This is a genomic window from Trinickia sp. (assembly GCF_057351765.1).
In genome coordinates, this window is the sequence record NZ_JBMRBK010000020.1 from 89,127 (window position 1) to 105,757 (window position 16,631).

Annotated in this window: 15 protein-coding genes; 11 read left to right on the forward strand and 4 right to left on the reverse strand. The window is 63.3% G+C overall.

The features are described from left to right. Window positions 1-3: 3 nt before the first annotated feature. The 10 genes from ACO1XS_RS03850 (at window position 4) to ACO1XS_RS03895 (ending at window position 11,111) form a co-directional block, all read left to right on the forward strand. Entirely contained in the window at window positions 4-3,024 is a 3,021-nt protein-coding gene (locus tag ACO1XS_RS03850; RefSeq protein ID WP_486390042.1) for a beta-ketoacyl synthase N-terminal-like domain-containing protein, read from the forward strand. Then, window positions 3,017-4,177, forward strand: coding sequence for a MupA/Atu3671 family FMN-dependent luciferase-like monooxygenase (locus ACO1XS_RS03855; protein WP_486390043.1), 1,161 nt, complete (start codon window positions 3,017-3,019; stop codon window positions 4,175-4,177). The genes ACO1XS_RS03850 and ACO1XS_RS03855 overlap by 8 nt, the downstream gene beginning before the upstream one ends. Further along, on the forward strand, window positions 4,174-4,755 hold the full coding sequence (locus tag ACO1XS_RS03860; RefSeq protein WP_331567907.1) for a gamma carbonic anhydrase family protein: 582 nt from the start codon (window positions 4,174-4,176) through the stop codon (window positions 4,753-4,755). Before ACO1XS_RS03855 ends, ACO1XS_RS03860 begins: the two co-directional genes overlap by 4 nt. 4 nt (window positions 4,756-4,759) lie before the next feature. Then, window positions 4,760-5,497, forward strand: coding sequence for a thioesterase II family protein (locus tag ACO1XS_RS03865; RefSeq protein WP_486390044.1), 738 nt, complete (start codon window positions 4,760-4,762; stop codon window positions 5,495-5,497). A 4-nt stretch (window positions 5,498-5,501) separates the two neighbouring features. Continuing rightward, a complete protein-coding gene (locus ACO1XS_RS03870; protein ID WP_486390045.1) occupies window positions 5,502-6,359 on the forward strand; it encodes a transporter substrate-binding domain-containing protein in 858 nt (285 codons plus the stop codon). Next, window positions 6,356-7,657, forward strand: a complete 1,302-nt coding sequence (locus ACO1XS_RS03875; RefSeq protein ID WP_331567910.1) for a homoserine dehydrogenase — start codon at window positions 6,356-6,358, stop codon at window positions 7,655-7,657. Before ACO1XS_RS03870 ends, ACO1XS_RS03875 begins: the two co-directional genes overlap by 4 nt. 61 nt (window positions 7,658-7,718) lie before the next feature. Beyond that, a complete protein-coding gene (locus ACO1XS_RS03880) occupies window positions 7,719-8,237 on the forward strand; it encodes an NADPH-dependent FMN reductase (protein ID WP_331567911.1) in 519 nt (172 codons plus the stop codon). Next, entirely contained in the window at window positions 8,197-8,706 is a 510-nt protein-coding gene (locus ACO1XS_RS03885; protein ID WP_486390046.1) for an ACT domain-containing protein, read from the forward strand. Before ACO1XS_RS03880 ends, ACO1XS_RS03885 begins: the two co-directional genes overlap by 41 nt. Window positions 8,707-8,845: 139 nt before the next feature. After that, window positions 8,846-9,874 carry a fatty acid desaturase family protein gene (locus tag ACO1XS_RS03890; RefSeq protein WP_486390047.1) on the forward strand — a complete coding sequence of 343 codons (1,029 nt, stop codon included), beginning with the start codon at window positions 8,846-8,848 and terminating at the stop codon, window positions 9,872-9,874. Beyond that, window positions 9,864-11,111, forward strand: a complete 1,248-nt coding sequence (locus ACO1XS_RS03895; protein ID WP_331567913.1) for a hypothetical protein — start codon at window positions 9,864-9,866, stop codon at window positions 11,109-11,111. Before ACO1XS_RS03890 ends, ACO1XS_RS03895 begins: the two co-directional genes overlap by 11 nt. Here ACO1XS_RS03895 and ACO1XS_RS03900 read toward each other — a convergent pair. The 3 genes from ACO1XS_RS03900 to ACO1XS_RS03910 all read right to left on the reverse strand — a co-directional run bounded on the left by ACO1XS_RS03900 (window position 11,108) and on the right by ACO1XS_RS03910 (window position 14,077). After that, window positions 11,108-12,058, reverse strand: a complete 951-nt coding sequence (locus tag ACO1XS_RS03900; protein ID WP_331567914.1) for an HTH-type transcriptional regulator ArgP — start codon at window positions 12,056-12,058, stop codon at window positions 11,108-11,110. The two genes, ACO1XS_RS03895 and ACO1XS_RS03900, sit on opposite strands and share 4 nt — an antisense overlap. 142 nt (window positions 12,059-12,200) lie before the next feature. Continuing rightward, entirely contained in the window at window positions 12,201-12,947 is a 747-nt protein-coding gene (locus ACO1XS_RS03905) for a glucose 1-dehydrogenase (RefSeq protein ID WP_331567915.1), read from the reverse strand. A gap of 197 nt (window positions 12,948-13,144) precedes the next feature. Then, window positions 13,145-14,077: a LysR substrate-binding domain-containing protein gene (locus tag ACO1XS_RS03910; protein ID WP_486390048.1), complete on the reverse strand. Its 933-nt coding sequence runs from the start codon at window positions 14,075-14,077 to the stop codon at window positions 13,145-13,147. Between the two features lie 184 nt (window positions 14,078-14,261). Here ACO1XS_RS03910 and ACO1XS_RS03915 point away from each other — a divergent pair, with 184 nt between their 5' ends. Further along, on the forward strand, window positions 14,262-15,491 hold the full coding sequence (locus ACO1XS_RS03915; RefSeq protein ID WP_331567917.1) for a multidrug effflux MFS transporter: 1,230 nt from the start codon (window positions 14,262-14,264) through the stop codon (window positions 15,489-15,491). Window positions 15,492-15,551: 60 nt separating this feature from the next. Here ACO1XS_RS03915 and gntR read toward each other — a convergent pair whose 3' ends face one another. Further along, on the reverse strand, window positions 15,552-16,580 hold the full coding sequence (gene gntR / locus ACO1XS_RS03920; RefSeq protein WP_486390049.1) for an HTH-type transcriptional regulator GntR: 1,029 nt from the start codon (window positions 16,578-16,580) through the stop codon (window positions 15,552-15,554). Window positions 16,581-16,631: the final 51 nt, after the last annotated feature.

A 16,631-nucleotide genomic window follows, 5' to 3' on the forward strand; every position in this document is an offset into this window, starting at 1 on the left:
ACCATGACCCTCACTGACTGCGAATATGACGACAACGCCATCGCCATCGTAGCGATGGAATGCCGTGTTCCCGGTGCCGACAATGTCGACAAGCTCTGGGAACTCCTGCTGGAAAATCACTGCACGATTCAGGATCTGAGCGACGATCAACTCGCCGACGCCGGCGTGCCGCCAGCGTTGCGATCGCACCCAGACTACGTCAAGCGCGCCGCAATTTTGGAGAACGTCGACAAGTTCGATGCCGCCTACTTCGACATGAGCGCTCGCGAGGCCGACGTGGTCGATGTGCAGCAACGGATGATGCTGGAAGCCGCGGTGACGCTGCTCAACCGCGGCAACATCGATCCCGCCCGTGGCGGACGGCGCATTGGCGTATTTGCGGGCTCGAGCTTCAGTTCTTACCTGTTCGGCGTGCTGGAGCAGCCGGAACTCGTCGACGCGCTGGGCGAAATGCTGGTCCGCCACGGCAACGACAAGGATTTTCTGGCAAATCGGATCTCATACCAGCTGAATCTGCAAGGCCCGAGCGTCAACGTCCAGACCTCCTGCTCGACCGGCCTGGTGGCGGTCCACAGCGCTGTGCAGAGCCTCTTGCTGGGCGAATGCGACCTGGCGATCGCGGGCGCGGTCCACATCCGCCTGCCTCAGCAGGCCGGCTACAAGTACCAGGCCGACGGCGTGCTTTCGCCCGATGGCGTTTGCCGTCCATTCGATGCCGACGCTCGCGGCACCGTCTTTACCAATGGCCTCGGCCTCATTTTGTTGAAGCGCGTGCGCGACGCCGTCGAAGACGGCGACGACATCGTGGCCGTAATCGCCGGATCGGCTATCAATAACGACGGGTCGAAAAAGGTGGGATTCACTGCGCCCAGCGTGAGCGGCCAGAGCGAAGTGCTAGCCGAAGCACTGGCGGTGGCGGGCGTATCGCCGGGCGACATGCAGTTCATCGAGGCGCACGGCACTGGGACTTTGCTAGGCGACCCCATCGAACTCGAGGCTGTTCGCCAAGCTTACGGGACCGAGGGCAAACCATGCGCGATCGGCTCGCTGAAAGGCCATTTTGGCCATTTCAACATTGCGGCAGGAATTATCGGTCTCATCAAGACTGCCCTCGTGCTCAAGAACGGCATCGTGCCCGCGACTCTGAATCTGCAGCGCGTGAATCCGCAACTGGGACTGGACGGATCGCGCTTTTTTATTGCGGACCGTCAGATCGAACTCGACATGAGCCGGCCCCGCTACGCGGCGGTGAGCGCCTTCGGCATGGGCGGAACCAACTCCCACCTCGTGCTGCGCAGCGCGCCCAATGTGCCACGCATTGCGCCGACTACCGCCGCCCGTGCGCAGTTGTTGACGTTCTCCGCCCGATCGGACGAGGCACTCGAGCGTATGGCCTCGCTCCTTGCCGATCAGTTCGAGGCAGCGCCCGAGACACCGCTGGCAGACGCGGCGTATACGCTCCGGCTGGCTCGCACGCAACTGCCCGTGCGAGCTGCCGTGGTCGCTCGACACGCGCCGGAGGCGGCCGCGCGATTGCGCTCGCACGACTTCCCGCGTAGCCGCCATTCCAGGCCGCCTTCGTTGGCGTTCGTGTTCGGAGGACAGGGTACGCAACGGCTCGGCATGGGCAGGGGCCTGGCTGCGGAGTGGCCCGCGTATCGGGAGCATCTGGAGCACGCCGTGCATGCGCTCGATCCGGCCGGCGAAACGTGCCTGCGAGCCTGCCTGTGGCAGGCCACGTCCGACGCTGACCTGCTGCCTACCGACGTGGCCCAGCCGCTCATCTTTGCTGTCGAGTACGCACTCGCGCAAACCTTGATCGATAGCGGTGTGCGGCCCGGCTACCTCATGGGGCACAGTCTGGGCGAAGTGGTCGCCGCCTCGGTCAGCGGCGTCTTCGATCTGGAAACAGCCGGCGCCATCGTAGCGACGCGCGCGCGCCTCATGGCAGCTTGCCACGCTGGCGCGATGCTCAGCGTCGAACACCCGGAACCGTTCCAGTCGATGCTCGATGCTGGTCTACTCGCGCTGGCGGCGCACAATTCGCCGCGACAATACGTGCTGTCGGGGTCGATCGAGACCGTCGAGGAGGCCGAGGCGACGGCGCAGGCATGTGGTCTCGCCTATCAGCGGCTCAAAACGTCGCATGCATTTCACTCGCCCATGATGGCACCCGCTGCGCGGATGTTCCGCGATCATCTGCGCGACGTGGACTTCGGCACGGCGCGCACGCCCATCGTCTCCAACGTTACCGGCCGACTGCTGACCGAATACGAGTACCGCAACCCCTCGTATTGGTCCGACCATCTAGTTCGCACGGTTCAGTTCGCAGCGTCGGTCGGTACGCTCGCCGATCTCGGCGTGCGTCATTTCATCGAAATCGGCCACGGCCATGCGATGGGCAATCTGCTTCGCGGCAACCTGCGAGAAAGCGCGGCCCAAGAAGCCGTGATCGTGCCCGCGATGGCCAGCGTGGATCATGAATACACGCATTTCCTGGAGGCGGTCGCGCTAGGCTGGACGCTCGCGCCGGAAGTCGGCATCGACGCCCATATCGATGGCCGGCGCAAGATCTCCCTGCCGGTCTATCCGTTTGCACGCGACACCCATTGGGTGCCCCCCGTGATCGGTTTCCAGCCACGCCGCCCAGCCCCGTCGATCGAACCGGAGCCGGTCAGCCGGTCTTGCGCCCTGGCCTCCGAGGCGAGTTCCGCCACAACCGTTGGCGCCGATGCAAACGGCGAGCCGTCTGCCAATCAAATGGTCGACGCCGGTGAGTCCAACCCCGTGGAAGGACCGGTCGCCGACATCTATCGGACGTTCCTCGGCGGCACGGAACTCAGTACGGCACCGAGCTTCTTCGAGCTCGGCGGCAACTCCTTGTTGGCTATCCAACTGGTCAATCGGCTCCGGGAAACGTTCCAAGTGGAAATTCCCTTGCGACGCTTCTATGAGCACAGCTCTATCGCCGCTATCTCGCGCGAGATAGCCCGCCAATTGCTCGAGGAGCCGGCCAGTGTCTGAATCCGCTTCGCTGTCCCGCGATCAAGTGGCTCGCCTGACCGCCAGGCTCGAGCGCGTGGGGGCCGTTTCGGCCAGCGGCGAGATCGAGGCCCCCGCGCACGCAGCCCTGCCCGAGCTCGGCATTATTTTCTTTTCCGGACTCACGCGCGGACTCGAGCCTTACGAGCTGCTACTGGATGTGGCCCGCTACGCGGACGAAGCGGGCTTCCATGCGGTCTGGACCCCGGAGCGGCATTTCACCGAGGTCGGCGGGGCCTATCCGAATCCCGCGCTGCTCGCGGCGGCACTGGCTACGGTGACACATCGCGTGCGCCTGCGCGCCGGCAGCATCAACCTGCCGCTGCATGATCCGCTACGCGTGGCAGAGGAGTGGGCTGTCGTCGACCAGCTGTCGAACGGGCGCGTCGACATCGCAATCGCGCCCGGTTGGCACGTGCGAGATTTCGTGCTCAAGCCTGAAAACTTCCAAAACAAATTCGATATCCTGAACGACTATCGAGAGCTGCTACGCACGGCATGGCGAGGTCAATCCATCGAGCGCCTCGATGCATTCGGCCAGTCTCATGCGATAGTCACTTATCCACGGCCGATCCAGCCGGAGTTGCCGATTTGGCTCACCACATCGCAGCGAGAGCAAGCGTGGGAGTTCGCTGGCCGCAGCGGCTTCAACGTGCTGACTGCGCTGATCAATTTCGGCCCCAAAGATCTGGAGCGCCGCATCGGCATCTATCGTGCGGCCCGTCGCGCCGCGGGATGGGACCCGGGCGCGGGCATCGTTTCGTTGATGCTGCACACCTACGTCGATACGGATGCGCCTCGCGCCATCGAGCGAGTCCGCCCCGCGTTGACCGAGTACCTGAAGTCGTTCGTTTCGCAGCATCAGAGCGCCGATCAGGCCGATGCCAGCGAGAAGGTGCGCACGCTTCGGAGCCTGGGCAACGATCGCGACGACTTCATCGAGATGGTCTTCTCGCGTTACGTCGACACGAGTTCATTGATCGGCGATCTGCAAGAAGTGCAAACACGGCTCGAAGCCTTCCGCCGTATTGGCGTCGACGAGGTGGCGTGCCTCGTCGACTTCGGCCTGGACAAAACCCAAGTGCTCGACAGCCTGCGCCTGCTGTCCCGACTGCTCGAACATCGAAAGAAATGAAGCTCTTTGCATTTCAGGGGCTGCGGCCTCAAATCCATCCCGATGCCTATGTGTTCGAAGACGCTATCATCATCGGCGATGTCCACATCGGTCCAGGTGCGAGCATCTGGCCGGGCGTCACTATCCGTGGCGACAAGGCCCGCATCGCCATCGGCGCGAACAGCAATATCCAGGAGCATGCGATGCTCCATGCCGACCCGGGCTATGCGCTCACCCTCGAAGAAAACGTGACGATCGGACATGGCGTGATGCTGCACGGCTGCCACGTCGGAGCACACTCAGTGATTGGCATCGGTGCGATTTTGCTGAACGGGTCGCAGGTCGGTTCATGCAGTCTCGTCACCGCGGGTTCGCAACTGGGCGCCGGTCCCCGGTTTGCGGACAACAGCCTGATTTCGGGGAATCCGGCTCGCGTACTGATGACGCTCGGTGCCAGTGAGATCGAAGGGCTGCGCGAGACCGCGAGAGAATATAAGGCACTGGCCGACGCTTACCGCAGCGAGCTGCATCGCTTGCAGCCCGACGAGATCGCTGCCGGCTTGGGCGCGCCGGCGCTATGGGCCGACGCAAGTGCATAACGGCATGCGGGATCGCCCACTCGTGCGTGTGAGCGCGAATGCACACGATAGCGGACGATCACGCCTCCTTGTCTGCTTCCATCACGCCGGCGCCGGCGCATCGACCTTCGCGGGTTGGCCGGTCGAAGCCGAACTTCACGCGGATTTCGCCCGCGTGCAGTTGAAGGGACGGGAAGACCGCTATGCGGAGCCGCTCGACGATTCCTTGCCGGCTCTCTCGGAGGAAATCGCGTCCGCCCTCGATCGCACCGGACATCGGGATCTTATTCTCTTCGGGCATAGCATGGGCGGCACCGTCGCGTGGTGGGTGGCGGCCGCGCTCTGGCGGCGCCACGGCCGACGTTGCCGATTGATCGTTTCCGCTCAAGCGCCCGGCCTGCCGGCGGCGATCCCGACCTGGCGTCGGGGCGACCTTTGCGCCTGGTATGCGGAGCTCGGCGAGCCGTTGCCAGCCACATTGGACGGTCCGGAGATGCAGGCCATCCTGAGTGCGACATTGGACGCCGACATCGCATGGATGCGGCGCGAATTCGCGCACCCGCTTCCGGGACCGCTACCTCTGACGGTGGACGGCCTCGTTTGGGAATCGGACAAGCTGGTGCGCGCGCAGGACATGCTGCGCTGGCAGGCAGCGATCACGGGACAATTCACGCTTCACCGGCTCCCCGGCGGGCACCTTGAACTGTGCGCGCGGCCAGCGGCCGCCCTCGCCTTGCTACGCCGACTTCTCGACGAGGAATGACGATATGTGCTCCCTCCCAACGCTTGAGCGCTTGCGCCTGCGCGGCGAGATCCGCATCGGCTTTCAGCGGCATACCCCGCCGTTTTCGTATGCGACTCCGCAGCAATGGCCGATCGGTTATTCCGTGGCACTGGCCACCGAGGTGACCGGCGCGCTTGCCGCCCGGTTGGGCACAACGTTGCGCATGCTGCCCGTCGAGGTCACGTCGGCTACGCGGACTGATCGCCTGATCAGCGGAGATATCGACATCGAGTGCGGCTCCACCACGATTACCGAAGAGCGCCAACGCCACGTCGCGTTCAGCCGTCCCATCTTCCATACCGCGCACCGCATCGCGCTGAAGGCCGAGCGTTCGGTCTCGAGCCAGCGCACGATTCGTATCACGGGTATCACCGGTTCGACCAGCCATCGCGCATTGCTCGATGCAAGCGTAGCCGGATGCACGCCGCACTTCGTTGGCCACCCGAGCATCGGCGAAGCATTCTCCGCGTTTCTGGAAGACGGCGAGATCGACGGTATCGTGGCGGACGAGGTCATCCTGGCCGGTCTCGTTCTGCGCTCTCCTCAGGGCGGACTCACGTTCACCAAGGCGCGCCTCGGCAGCGAGCACTACGGCTTCATGATGCGGCACGCCGATCGCGCGTTCCATGAGGCAATGAACCATGCACTGGGCGCCGTGCTGCAAGCGCCGGACTTCGTCAGTCGCCACGCTCGCTGGTTCGATCGTCCACTGCCGGGTCTCGGATTCAGCCTGGGCCTCGACTTCGAGCATCAACTGGCTCGCCTGACCCGCGCGGGTCCGGAATCGGCCGCCGGACAGCAACGGATACCTCCCAACCGTCATCCTCGAGGAAGTACATGAAAGTAGGCATTCTCGGCTTCGGCAATGTTGCGGCCGCCACCATTGAAAGCTTCCTGGCCAACCAGGATCTCATTCTTGCCAAGGCGCGCGTGCCCATCGAGCTCGTCCGTATCGCCACCCGCACGCCATCGCGGGCGCACGGCCGCGCACCGGTGGGCTGTCAGATCGGCAACGATCCGCACGCTCTCGTCGACGACCCGCAACTGGACGTGGTGATCGAATTGACCGGCAACGTGCCCCTCGGACGTGAGCTGGTGTTGCGCGCGCTCGAGCAGGGCAAACATGTCATCACTGCCAACAAGGCGCTGCTGGCCCGCGACGGCGCTCAGATCATGGCCTGCGCCGCGCGCGCCGGGCGACGGGTACTGTTTGAAGGCGCTGTAGCGGTTTCGATACCCATCATCAAGACGCTTCGCGAGGCGGCGGCGGCAAACCGAATTGCGTCCGTGGTAGGCATCCTCAACGGCACGTCCAATTACGTGCTCTCGCAAATGAGCGAACACGGTGCCGATTTCTCCACGGCACTAGCCGAAGCGCAACGCCGAGGTTATGCGGAAGCCGATCCCACGCTCGACATCAACGGAGAAGATGCGGCGCACAAGATCACGCTGCTTGCGTCCCTGGCGTTTGGCGTACCCATCGACTTCGAGCAGGTCCGTTTCAAGGGAATCTCGGACATCGAGCGCGAAGACATCGAATTCGCGAAGCGACTGGGGCATCAAGTGAAGCTCATCGCACAGGCAAAGCGTGTCGGCGGCGGCCTGGTAATCGGCGTGCAGCCTACTCTGGTGCCGAACCGCTCGATGCTGGCCATGGTGGGTAGCTCGATGAATGGCATCGCGTTACAGGGCGACCTGCTCGGGTCGGCCTTCCTGTATGGATCGGGCGCAGGCGGCAAAGAGACGTCGAGCGCCGTGCTCGCCGATCTGCTGGAGTTGGCCAATGGCAGCGAGTCCAACTCCGCCACCGGGGCCTACAACATGGGCTTTCGCGATGCCGCGCCTACGGACGCGATAGCCGAGGGTAGGCCGGAATCCATGGATGCGTTTTACATTCGGCTGCGCCTCGACGACCGCGCGGGTACGCTAGCCGAAGTGAGCCGCGTGCTGGCAACGGCGGGCATCTCGGCGCATTCGCTGCTTCAAGACGCTGCGCAAGGCTCGCTGACGGATCTGGTCGTCATCACCCACCCCGTCTCCGAGGAACGGCTGCGCCATACCCTGCCTCAACTCCGGCACGCCGCCGGCCGCGATCACTCCGTGGTTGTGCTTCCCGTCTTGGAGGACTGCGGATGTTGACCGAAGGATTCTGCAGCCCCCAAAGGGCTGTTGCGAGACTGCGACGGGCTCGACCTGGATCATGATTCTCCTCGTTTGCGGCAGCCCGCGCCCGCAAGGGCAGACGAGTCAAGCGTTGCGTCTGCTCGAAGCGCGATTCCAGCAGTCCGGTCACTTGACACAGCGCGTGTGCGTCGGCACGTTCGATCTGCCGATTTATGGACTCGGCAACGGCGGGGCTGCCGGTGTGCGCGCATGGCGCCAAGCGGTCGACTCCGCCAGCGCGCTGGCAATCGGAAGCCCCGAATATCACGGCAGTTTCAGTGCAGGGCTGAAGAATCTTCTCGATCACCTCGATAGCGCTCTCGTCGCAGGTAAGCCGGCCGCACTGGTTGCGGCCTCGGGCAGCCCCCGCGGCGGCATGGCCACCCTGGCCGCCATGCGCCATGTGCTGCGCTCGCTACACGTACCGGCCATCGTGGAGCAGTTGGCCGTCTGCCCTCAGGACAGGGATGCGAGCAGCGGCCGCTGGTCGAACGAGTTGCTCATGCAAGCGGATTGTGTCGCTGCCGGTCTGCTGCGGCAGGCCGGACACGCGTGATAGTATTGCGCCGCCAGTCATCCGAAGCGAGGAAGTTCAGGTGAGCCCAGAGCGTAATCTCGCGGTCCTGCTGCGCGACATGGCCCCCATGCTGACGTCGCCGCATTATGTCTTTTGCGCTTTCCAGGATCATCGCCTGCCCGATGGAGTCGAGGCGATCTGTCAGTTCCGCGAGGCCGAAGGCCTCACCGCGATCGTCGAAAAGACGTTAGCCGAATCGCTCGGTTTGTCCTGGTCCTTCGAATCGCGATTGATCACGCTTGAGATCCACTCGGATCTCGCCGCCGTGGGCTTTCTCGCCGCGATTTGCACAGCGCTGGCACGCGCCGGAATACCCTGCAATGCCGTATCGGCCTACTATCACGATCATCTCTTCGTTCCGGTGGATCGGGCTGTAAAAGCGCTGGAAGTGCTGCGTTCCCTGAACACCCCTCCTTCATTTCCCCCCAGCCTTGCGGCCGACGACTGACGCGCAGGGCCGCCCCCTTGCCGAGCGTTGTCGGCATGGCGCGACGGCTGGCCGCGATCAGCCAGACTGTCGGCCCGCGAAAATTTCTAAACCAGGGTTTGCGCCAGGAACGCCCAGATAGAATGCCGCGCTGCAGGTCATGCCGGCACGACTCGATCGCGCCGCGGCCTTCGATGCATTCTTTCTGCTCAACGGCGTTGCGATGACTTCTCAGACGGTAGGCCCGGCTTTCGTATCGGCGGATGTCACGCTGGTTCACAAAGAGTTCGCGGAACGCGACTTGAACGCGATGGCTCGGGGCGATATCGACCCGGCGCGGCCTGCGTTCGACATCGCATTCGACTGGGCACTGATTCTCCTCGCGACGTCAGCCCTTTTCCGCTTCGGCGCGGCCGTAGCGTTGCCCGCGTTCCTGGTGATTGCGAACCGACAACGCGCGCTCGGTAATCTGCTACATGAAGGGGGGCATCGAAATCTCTATCGCGCGCCCCGATGCAACGACTTCGTGGCCAGGGTCTTCCTTGCGCCGGCGTTGTTGATCGACCTGGAACGCTACCGCGCTACGCATGCCCGTCACCACGCGATGCTGGGCATGCCAGCGTACGATCCCGATTACATTGGGCCCGGCATGGAGCGCTTTCCCGATTGGTGGGGAACCTACTGCCGGCTGCTCTTTTCCTGGAGAAGCTGGCTCGCCTCCTTATTCGGTCACGTGATCGATCACCATGTCAGCGTAATGCGGCGCCTTATGTTGTTGGCATGGTGGATAGCGGTATGGGGCTCGCTCGCGTCGATCGCCGGAGCGCGGTACGCCGAGGTATTCGTCGTGTCATGGTATCTAGCCAAAGCGACGGGCTTTCACGCCATCACGGTGCTGCGCGAAATGTGCGATCACTATGGCCTGCATCCGGGGGGTATCTACTCGTTTACGCGGGACATCGTTGTTCGTCGCCGCTGGCGCTGGCTCGTTCACCCGCACAACAACGGCTATCATCTCACGCACCATCTGATGCCCTCAGTGCCGTATTACCGGCTGCCCGCTGCGTGGAAGGCCGTTTCGCAGTTGCCGAGCTACCGTTCGCGAAGCATCGTATGCACGGCGTATTTGTGGGGACGCGGCGCCGTTGTGCGCTGCTTGAACAATGCGGGGCCAGACAATGCGCGATGAACGTCTGGGGCCGCTGCAAGTTGCGGCATTGCTGGTTTCGGCGAGCTATGGCATCGGCTTCCTGTTCGGCTCGGGCGAGCTCGCGGTGTCGTATGGCATGGCAGGCTGCCTCTATCCATGGCTCACCGCACTAGGCATGCTGCTTCTCGCGGTGCTGGCCGGCCGCGTCTGGCAGTTGGGCATGCCGCTATGGGATGTCTTCGGACGATCCTATGGCCCCGCCGTCAAGCGGTATGTCGCCTTGCTCTCGATGATCTGGATGACGGGCGTCCTCGCCGCGCAAATCCAGGGTGCCGCAACGACGCTCGCGCTGGCGGGCGTCTCCCGCCCACTGTCCTTGCCAATCGTGCTGACGCTAATCGTCATCGCGGCGCACCTGCGCCTCGGATTGGCATCGAAGGTATTTTCGTTGTGCCTGCTGGCGAGCAGCATCGTGCTGCTCGTGGCCGTCATCGACCTGCGCGGAATCGACACATATCTGCATGCGCTCCCGCGCTTCGCCGTCGACTTACCTCGAGTCGGCAGCGCACAGGTCGCAACCATGACGATCGCGGTCGTCTTTCTCGTCCTGACGGGCGCCGACTACCAGCAATTCATCATCGCGGCATCTCATCGCGCCGGTGCGCGGCTCGGGTGTGCGCTCGCCGCCGTCGTGCTAATGATCGTAGGTGCGTTGCCCGCGGCTGCGGTCCTTTCCGCCGTGCACGCAGGTCTCATCGCGCACGCGGACAACGCGAAAGAAGCGATTCCGCTGCTTCTCGCCCATATGTCGGATCGCCTGGGACACGGCGCAGGCGCAGCGATGCTGATGACGCTGCTCGCCGCGGCCCTTGGCTCCGGTGCCGCGATCGTTCGCGCCATGACCGACGCCGTCCTCGCGCTTTCGGCCGCTCCACGTTCGCATGCCAGGCTTCGAGTATCGATCGCCGTCGTGCTGCTAGGGGGTGTGATAGCGACGCGGGGACAAGCGATCGTCGAAACAATGGTCGACTTGAACATCGTATACATCGCCAGCATTGCGCCGCTATTCGCATACCAGTTGCTGAAGATCGAAGTGTCGGGATTCGCCGCTCAGCGGTCTCTGCTTGCGGGCTTCGCGGTCTCGAGCGCGCTTTATGCCACGAAGTGGATAGGCATTGTCAGCGGGCATGTCGAAATGTTATTCCTGAGTGCGGGAATACTCGCGTCGGTCCTCGCACTAGAGGTCGATCGGCGACGCGAGCTGCGCAACGCCTAGATCGTCACGGCGCCGACTTCCTTCGCATCGCCGGCGGCCGCGCATTGCCGCCCCGTCTGACCGAGCTCTGCGCGCGCGAATTCCACCACGAACTCCGTTACTTGCCGCGCCAGAGGCGGCTCTTGCTGCCAGTGATGCCAAAAGAGCGGAATGCAAAGTCCTTCCTGCGGCGCGAGATCGACGAGTTGGCCCGAGGCAAACAGTTCTTCCGCCTGCTGGGCCGGAACGAGGCCATATCCATTGCCGCTCCGGATTGCATTCAACAGCGCGGAAGGCGATGGGAAATAGTGGCGAGGAAACTGTTTCAGCTCGACACCGAACATCGATTTCAGGAACGTGTCGTGAAGCGAATCCTTGCGATTGAAGAGCACTGCCGGCGCCGATTTAGCGTCATGTGAGGTCAACCCGCGTGGAAAATACCGTTGCGCGAACGCTGGCGTGGCAGCGCACCGGTACATCATCGAGCCCAGTGAAATCGCGTTGAAACCTTGCGAAGGCCGGCTTTCAGTGGAAATGCAACCCGTGACATCCCCTCGCGTCAGCATATGCCGCGTGTGATCCTGATCGTCGACGTTGATTTCGAGCGCCACGGGCAGTTGTTGAAGCAACGCTTCAGAGCATCTGTCGAACCACGTTGCGAGGGAATCCGAATTAACGGCAATCGCGATCGGCGTGCGTTCGTGACCTGAAGTGCGGAGTTTGAGGCTGACGTATACATCATGCTCGAGCAGGCGCAATGCCTTCACGTGCCGCAGCACGACTTCGCCCGCGGCGGTGGGTAGTGCGGGCCGCTCGCGCACCAGCAGCACGGTGGAGAGCGCTTCCTCCAGCGCCTTGATACGCTGCGATACGGCGCCGCGGGTAATGTGAAGCGCATTGGCCGCCTGCTCGAAACTGCCGTATTCCGCTACCGTCGCAAAGGCCTCCAGTTGAAACCGATCAAGCATAGTGCACCCTCGTAAGCATTTTTACGGCTAAATTTTTTTAGCGGTGCACTATATTCCATCCTAATTCGGCATTTCAGCCCACAAAATTAATTTGATGCGCGCATTAAAAAATCTTTTACTGCGGCAAATGCGCGCAGCGCTTCTACCGCAAACCGCCAGCAGCCACGAGCTGCTCGCCCGTCATCCAGCGCGAATCGTCGGACGCGAGAAACACCGCGACAGCGCCGATATCGTCAGGCTGCCCCGTGCGTCCAAGCGGAGTCTGGCTGATCGCCTGAGCTTCCATGTCGGAGCCGATGACACCCGCACTGTGCGTGCCTTCCGTCGCGACGACACCCGGATTGATCGAATTGACGCGAATGTTCCGCGGCCCCAGTTCGCGCGCGAGTACACCGGTGATCGCATCGACCGCCCCCTTCGTTCCGCTGTAGACCGCAGTGGCCGGCGGAACGATGCGCGTGACGACGGAACTGACATTGATGATACTGCCGCCCTCGCCGAGATGCTTGGCCGCGGCTTGTGTCGTCAGCAGAAGTCCAAGCACGTTGACGTTGAATTGCTTATGGAAATGCTCTTCGGTGATAGCCTCGAGCGGAGCGAATTCATAGATACCGGAATTATTGACGAGAATATCGAGGCGGCCGAATTGCGAGATCGCCGCATCGACGATGGCCTGTGCCTCGGCAGCCTTGGATACATCCGCGCCCACCGCGACGGCTTTGCCGCCCTTCGATACGATCGCATCGACGACAGCTTCTGCGCCGGCGCGGCTGCTTGCGTAATTGACGACAACGGCGGCGCCTTCGGAAGCGAGCGCCTTGGCAATACCCGCGCCAATGCCTTTCGATGCGCCGGTGACGATCGCTACTTTGCCCGACAGCTTGCTCATGGTGCTTTCCTTTACGGTTCGTAATCGATGAAGGATGTCCGACGCCGAGTCCCTGGTTCGACACTGCGATACGGACAGAAAACACTGTCAAGTTAAGCCCGCCCCCTGATCCGATAAAGCGGGCGGCGGCGAATTAACCGCTCGCCAAACTCGAACAATCGCCCACCGCCAAACCGGGCGTGCGTCGGGCGGCTCGCTCACGCCTCGCTGAAGACCGCCCTGCCGGCTTTGACATCCTCATCGATGCCATCCAACTCCTGCAGGACCTCCAGAAACCGCCGAGCCCCAACGGTTTGGGCCTTCGCGCGCCACATCGCGTGAATCTCGACCGCAAGCGGCAGCCATTCGATCGATTTGAAAACGACGCCCGGCGGGTTCATCCGCCGCATGCTCGCCTGCATGATCGCCGCGCCAAGCCCCGCACTGACGAGCCCGAGCGTCGTGGAGACATGGGCCACCTCGAATTGGATGTCGGGCTGGAAGCCGCTCGCTGCGCATGCCGCAAGGAACCGCTCGCGCGCCGCGGGGTTCAGCGCCTTGGGAAGCGCGATCCACGGCATGCCGTCCAGGTCGGCCGGCAGCAACTCTGGCCGCGCAGCCAACGGATGATCGTCTGCCAAAGCCAACACGAAAGGCTCGCGCGAAAGCAGCCGGGTGCCGAACGCGGCCGCCTGCGCGGGCACGTTATAGGCAAGCGCGATATCGATCGAGGCGCGCTCGAGTGCCTCCGCCTGCTCGGCCGAGCGCATCGCGGCAAGTTTGAGACCGACGCCCGGATACTGCGCGCGAAAGCGCCGCAACGCCGCGGGCAATCGCCCGTTGTGCACGATGCCTTCGCAATAGCCGATCGACAGGGAACACATTTCGCCCTTGCCCACCTGCCGGGCGCGTTCCTCCAGCCGGCTCGCCTGCGCGAGCAGATCGCGCGCCTCGTCGAGAAACGCGCGGCCCGCCGGCGTCAATCGAACGCGTTGCTTGATCCGCTCGAACAGCTGCAAACCCAAGTCCTCCTCGAGCTGTCGGATCTGCCGGCTCAACGGCGATTGCGAAATATGCAACCGCTCCGCGGCCCGCGCGACATGCTCGGTCTCGGCGACGGCCACGAAATAGCGTAGCTGCTGCAGTTCCATCTCGAACCTCACTTAAGACTGTAATGGCATCAACTGTGACGAATTAAGTCTTGGACGGCATTATATCCGCCGCTCTAAGCTTTCGTCTCGATAACCTGTCGTTGCTCGGTGCGCTCATCGGTCCAATCCGGCCGCGCAAGCGCAGCGGCCACCTGATGACGTACCTTCATCGAGAGTGACTTCCATGGAACGCCCAAGACCCGCCATCGCATCCGGCGTACTGCTCACGACACTCGTCCTGCTCAGCGCCAGCGGCCTCATCGCCTCCGACATCAATCTACCGGGCATGCCGCTCGCCGCCCATGAATTCGGCACGCCCATCGCAGCACTGCAGCACACGTTCAGCATCTATGTCATCGGCCTTGCCATCGCACAGGCCGTGTATGGGCCGCTCTCGGACGCATTCGGACGCCGCCGTCTCGTCATGGGCGGTATGTTGCTCTACACGGTTGCATCGATCGCCTGCGCATTGGCGCCCGATGTCGCGACCTTCGGTGTCGCGCGCATCGCACAGGCGCTCGGAGCCGGCGCGGGCATGGTCATCGGCCGTGCCATCGTCAGCGACATCTTCGATGCGAAGACCGCCGCGCACACCTTCACCACGATCATGCCGATCGTGGGCGCTTCGCCGGCCCTCTCGCCGCTGGTCGGCGGCTATCTGACGACGTATATCTCGTGGCGAGCGCCGTTTTTCTTCACGGCGGCGCTCGGCCTCGCGGCGCTTGCACTGCTCGCGATGTACATCCCCGAGACTGTGCCGAAGTCGAGCCGCCAACGCTCGGTATGGCGCACGTTCGAAAGCTACCCGATGCTGCTCGCCCAACCGCGCTTCTGGTCCTATACCGTGAATCTTTGCGTGGGCTACGCCGGCTACCTGGGCTACCTGGCTGCTTCGCCCGTCCTGCTCGAGTCCATGGGACTCGACGCCAAGGCCATCAGCCATTGCTACATCAGCCTTTCGCTCACCTATATCGCAGGCAACCTCGTTTCGCGGCATTTCGCCAGGCGCTATGCGCTGAACCGGCTCCTCGGCGTCGGCTATCTGCTGTTCGCGCTGGGCGCGCTCGCACTCATCGGTCTCGGTGTGGATGGCGTGAGCACGCCGTTGCCGATGATTCTCGCCATTTCCGTCATCACGCTCGCCAACGGCTTTCTGGTTCCGTTGTCCTTCGCCGGCGGCGTGACGAGCTTTCCTTCGAATGCCGGCGCGGCATCGGGGCTGATGGGCGCCATGCATCTGACGGCGGGCTCGCTGGCCATTTATGCAATCGCGGCACTGCCTGCCACCGTGCTCGCCCTGGCTCTTTTCGTTGCCGGGGTAGCCACGCTCGGCTGCATCGCTTTTCCGCTTCTGCTGCTGCGTTCGGAACGGCCCCGGACCGTTACAGCCGTGGCTGCCGCCTGCCGAAGCTGACGAGGTCAATGGCGTGCGGACGATCGCCAGGCCTTATCGCCGCACGTGGCCGCACGTCGCTCAAGCGCTCTCGCGCACGATGAGTTCGAAACCGAGATCGACAGCCGGCCGGGCAACGCGCTCGTTATCGATGAGGGCCAGCAGCAATTGCGCGGCGATGCGGCCCATTTCAGCGCGCGGGGTGCGCACCGTCGTCAGTCGCGGCACGGAGTCCGCCGAGCCGGCAAGATCGTTGAAGCCGACGATCGCCACCTGCTCCGGGACGCGCACGCCATGGCGGCAGGCCTCGTATAGCGCACCTTGTGCGAGGTCGTCGTTGCCGAAGAAAATTCCGTCGACGTCCGGCCGCCGCTTCATCAACTGCAAAAACAGCTCCCCACCGAGCCTGACCGACGAGGGCGCCGGCGTCATGACTTCAAGGTCGGCGTCGTAGATCCCGCGCCGCTGCAGCACGCTTCGAAAGCCTTCGCCACGCTGCATCATCCGCAGATCGAGTTGGGCGGCGACGAACGCATTGCGTTTGCAACCGCGGGCAATCAGATGCTCCGCCACCGCCTCACCGGCTTTCGTTTGCGAGAAGCCGACACAATGAATTCCGTTCGCCGACGCAAGCTCCATCATGTGGACGCACGGCACACCGCTATCGGCGATGAGCCGCCGGGCCGTCTCCGTGCGATCGAACCCGGTCACGATCATCCCGCTCGGCGGCGACGCGAGGTAGTGCCGCAACAAGTCCTCTTCCGCGTCGCGCGAATAATGCGAGTTACCGATCAGCATCTCGAAGCCGCGCGGCCGCAATACCGCATGGATCGCTTCGAGCGCATCGGTGAAAACATTGTTCGATAGCGACGGAATCAGTACGGTCACATCGTGGCTACGGGCGGACGCGAGCGCCCGCGCCGCGGAATTGGCCACGTAGTTGAGCTCGCGCGCAGCCGCCTGCACGCGCGTCGCGTATTCAGGCCCGACCGAAGCGAGCCCACGCAATGCACGCGACGCGGTGATGGTGCTGACCCCGGCGCGACGCGCCACCTCCTCGAGGGTCGGCCGGCCCGTGGCCCGGGTTTTCCTGGGTGTCGAAGTTGTCATCGTTCGGCTAGGATAGCGCTGTCTTATCGTCTGGACAACGCTAAAAGCAAG

Excerpts from the sequence above, each read along its gene's own strand:
- ACO1XS_RS03895 (WP_331567913.1), top strand. The coding sequence starts at position 9,864 with ATGCGCGATGAACGTCTGGGGCCGCTGCAAGTTGCGGCATTGCTGGTT.
- ACO1XS_RS03850 (WP_486390042.1), top strand. The coding sequence starts at position 4 with ATGACCCTCACTGACTGCGAATATGACGACAACGCCATCGCCATCGTA.
- ACO1XS_RS03865 (WP_486390044.1), top strand. The coding sequence starts at position 4,760 with ATGCGGGATCGCCCACTCGTGCGTGTGAGCGCGAATGCACACGATAGC.
- ACO1XS_RS03910 (WP_486390048.1), bottom strand. The coding sequence starts at position 14,077 with ATGGAACTGCAGCAGCTACGCTATTTCGTGGCCGTCGCCGAGACCGAG.
- ACO1XS_RS03880 (WP_331567911.1), top strand. The coding sequence starts at position 7,719 with ATGATTCTCCTCGTTTGCGGCAGCCCGCGCCCGCAAGGGCAGACGAGT.
- ACO1XS_RS03890 (WP_486390047.1), top strand. The coding sequence starts at position 8,846 with ATGCCGGCACGACTCGATCGCGCCGCGGCCTTCGATGCATTCTTTCTG.
- ACO1XS_RS03915 (WP_331567917.1), top strand. The coding sequence starts at position 14,262 with ATGGAACGCCCAAGACCCGCCATCGCATCCGGCGTACTGCTCACGACA.
- ACO1XS_RS03860 (WP_331567907.1), top strand. The coding sequence starts at position 4,174 with ATGAAGCTCTTTGCATTTCAGGGGCTGCGGCCTCAAATCCATCCCGAT.
- ACO1XS_RS03875 (WP_331567910.1), top strand. The coding sequence starts at position 6,356 with ATGAAAGTAGGCATTCTCGGCTTCGGCAATGTTGCGGCCGCCACCATT.
- ACO1XS_RS03870 (WP_486390045.1), top strand. The coding sequence starts at position 5,502 with ATGTGCTCCCTCCCAACGCTTGAGCGCTTGCGCCTGCGCGGCGAGATC.
- ACO1XS_RS03905 (WP_331567915.1), bottom strand. The coding sequence starts at position 12,947 with ATGAGCAAGCTGTCGGGCAAAGTAGCGATCGTCACCGGCGCATCGAAA.
- gntR (WP_486390049.1), bottom strand. The coding sequence starts at position 16,580 with ATGACAACTTCGACACCCAGGAAAACCCGGGCCACGGGCCGGCCGACC.
- ACO1XS_RS03900 (WP_331567914.1), bottom strand. The coding sequence starts at position 12,058 with ATGCTTGATCGGTTTCAACTGGAGGCCTTTGCGACGGTAGCGGAATAC.